The following is a 3,025-nucleotide window of genomic DNA, read 5'->3' as shown; positions in this document are numbered from 1 at the left end:
TTGAAGAATTTGAAAAGAATGCTACTAAAAATGGCATTCAGGTTCACTTTGCAAGTACCGACAAAGATGCTTGCGAAATTATCTATCAAATTATGAAAGATAATAATGTGGACAAAGTTCTTAAAGGCAAGTCCATGGCCTCTGAGGAGATTGGTTTAAACCACTACCTCAAAGAAAAGGGCATTAATGCTGTAGAGAGTGACTTAGGTGAACTTATCTTACAGCTTAATGACGAGCCACCTGTACACATTGTAGTACCTGCTATTCATCGTAATCGTTACGAAGTAGGACAAATTTTCCACGATAAATTAAATGCTCCATTAGAGTCAGATATTGAAAAGCTTAACTCTATTGCACGAGGCCACTTAAGAGAGCAATTCCAACATCTTAAGATGGGTATCTCTGGAGTTAACTTTGCTATCTCCAAAGAAGGAGCTATTTGGCTGATTGAAAATGAAGGTAATGGTCGTATGTGTACCACTGCCCCAGATATTCATGTAGCTATTTGTGGTATCGAGAAAATTGTAGAAACTTTTGAAGATGCTGCTACTTTAGTACATTTATTGACCCCATCAGCCACAGGCCAATTTATTCCGACTTATAACAATATCATTACTGGTCCACGCCAAGAAGGCGATAAAGATGGCCCTCGCCAAATGCATATTGTGATCTTTGATCATAACCGTAGCTCCATGCTTCAACATAAGGACTTCTACGAGGCCTTACGTTGTATTCGTTGCGGTGCTTGCATGAACTTTTGCCCAGTATATGACAAGATTGGTGGTCACTCTTACCGCACCACTTATCCTGGCCCTATTGGTGAGGTTATCTCCCCTAATCTCTTCGGTTTAGATGTTACAGGTGATGTTTTATCATTCTGTTCACAATGCGGTCGCTGCTCTGAGGTTTGTCCAGAAAAGATCCCTCTAGCTGACTTAATTAGAGAGTTGCGCTCCTATAAGGTTGGCCAAGGTGAAGGACAAATTACTGGCTCACAAAATGTTAAGCCAAGCACCAGTGAGCAAATTGCCTTTAAGCTCTTTGCTAAAGCCGCAACCAATGGCACTATTTGGAAACAAGCCTTTGCCCAGGCTCATATTGTAAACCCTGTAGTAAAAGCTTTTGCCCCAGCTATACCTGTAGCTAAGGACTGGGATGCCTATAAGCAGTTACCAGATGTATCAGGCAACTTCTATAAGAAAGTTCAAAAGATTGAGGGTGTAAAGTATGAATGATGTAATTGAGCAAATTTCCAAGCGTAGCCGTGACGAGATCCTAAAGCGTGTTAGTGAGGGCTATAAAAAGCCTGATTTTTGTCGTGTTGAAACTCAAGATCCTGTAGTGCATATCCAAATGCAAGAAGATCTAATTGAGAACATGAAAACCAACATGACTAATAACAAGTTTGTGGTTCATGACATCAAGGAAAGTGAGCTTTACGACACCATCAATGCTATTACTAAAGAGCGTGATGCTAAAACCTTAGTTTATCCAAAAGACTTAGGTTTAGATCTTAACAAGATCAATAAGACCTCAGCTCTATGCTTTGATACTGCCATTGAGGATATTAGAGATCAGGTATTTAATACCGACTTCTCTATTATCAATGCCTTTGCTGGTGTTGCCTCTCATGGTGTAGCCTGCGTGGTCTCAACGCAAAACCAACCACGTATGCTCTCTTTGGTAACCCCAACTTGCATTATGTTGCTAAAAAAAGAGCGTGTTGTAAAAAGCTTAGTTGATGCTTTACATAAAGTAAAAAGCGAATATGAGCGTCTGCCAACTAATGTCTTATTTATTGCAGGCCCATCTCGTACCTCAGACGTTGAATTAGTAACCGTCTTTGGTGTACACGGCTCTACTCAAGTGCACTTAGTCTTGTACTAAAAAAGTTAATATAGGCGTGGCTGAGCTAAGGGCCTTAAAAGACATTAACTTATATACTTGAGACTCTTAGCAAAGCTTTTTTCTTAGAAAATTTATCTATCATATCAAGCCCAGTTCTTTGCAACTGGGCTTTTTTTGCCCTATAACCTATGTTTAGGAGCTAAAATCAAGATAAAGCCTTATCCATCAATGGTTTAAGGCTTATTTTTTTTTTAAACTTGTGTGGGGGGGGGGGCAAACTTATATTATTGCAAAGCTAGTTTTATTAGCTCATGCTGATCATAAGAGAGAATCTTACTATCTGGGTATGCACCAATTTTTAGTTTCCTCTTTAGTTGCTTCAAGAAGATCAATCCATCAACAGACTCAAGACCTGCTGCCTCAAGTACCATATTAGTTTCTCCCTTAACATTAACTTGATCTTTCAAAAAGTTACGTAATGCATCGTGCTTATCAACAAGGTCATTACTTTGCTCTTGCAGGCAGCCTTTGCCATTGTAAGCTGGGGCAAAAATGCCAGCGCCAGCTCTAGAACAATCGAAGTAAATTTCACCACGTGTACGAACGACTTTAACGTAGCCTGCAATTACTGTCTGTGATACCTGCAATGAATTAGATCTAATGGCAGCATAGTCATAGTTATCCACACTATATCTACAATAGCCCGACAGAACACTCTTTTTTAGGTAGTTACTACTTAAAAAGTGAATTCGTCGTCCGTACAGGTGGAAAATTTTAAAGAACAATTTTTGCTAAGTTGCACCAAGATATCTCGCTCATACAGATATCAACTCTGATCTAGAGCACAATCGGCTATGATTTATCTATTAGTGTGTGACTTAATACCAAAGAAACAATACATAGAGAATTTAAACCAAACCTTAGTGCTAAAAACTAACTAGCAGCTCTGATTAAAGCTAGTCATAGTCAGCTGTGCTTAGGAGACATTAGTTAAAATTTCTTTTTCACAAATATTTGGTGTTTAGATCTGATTTAAATACGTTAGGATGGTTTCCGCATGGATCACAACGTTAATTTCTTTGCGACTTGTATGGGCTCCACTGCGCTTCAAGACAGTGTCATTAGCTCTATTAAATTAATGCAGATGTATGGCGCAAAGATCATTTTTAAGAAAAAA

General features: G+C 38.9%; 3 protein-coding genes. 2 read left to right on the top strand and 1 reads right to left on the bottom strand.

Translation table 11 applies throughout. The annotated features are described in order from the left end of the window. On the top strand, positions 1-1,235 hold a 1,235-nt coding region (locus MXE38_RS12010; RefSeq protein ID WP_246915396.1), incomplete at its 5' end, for a LutB/LldF family L-lactate oxidation iron-sulfur protein. Continuing rightward, positions 1,228-1,887 (top strand): lactate utilization protein C, encoded by a 660-nt coding sequence (locus MXE38_RS12005; protein WP_246915394.1) that lies wholly within the window; start codon positions 1,228-1,230, stop codon positions 1,885-1,887. The genes MXE38_RS12010 and MXE38_RS12005, both read left to right, overlap by 8 nt. 245 nt (positions 1,888-2,132) lie before the next feature. Here the strand turns inward: MXE38_RS12005 and MXE38_RS12000 are convergent, their stop codons facing one another. Beyond that, on the bottom strand, positions 2,133-2,534 hold the full coding sequence (locus MXE38_RS12000) for a hypothetical protein (protein WP_246915393.1): 402 nt from the start codon (positions 2,532-2,534) through the stop codon (positions 2,133-2,135). Between the last annotated feature and the right edge of the window lie 491 nt (positions 2,535-3,025).

This window comes from Anaerobiospirillum sp. NML120448, from assembly GCF_023050945.1.
Classification (GTDB): domain Bacteria; phylum Pseudomonadota; class Gammaproteobacteria; order Enterobacterales; family Succinivibrionaceae; genus Anaerobiospirillum.
The sequence above is the reverse complement of the archived record's forward strand: the minus strand, read 5'-3'. Positions and strand labels throughout refer to the sequence as shown.

Bases quoted from the DNA above. Each gene is read 5' to 3' on its own strand.
- MXE38_RS12005 (WP_246915394.1), top strand. From the start codon at position 1,228: ATGAATGATGTAATTGAGCAAATTTCCAAGCGTAGCCGTGACGAGATC.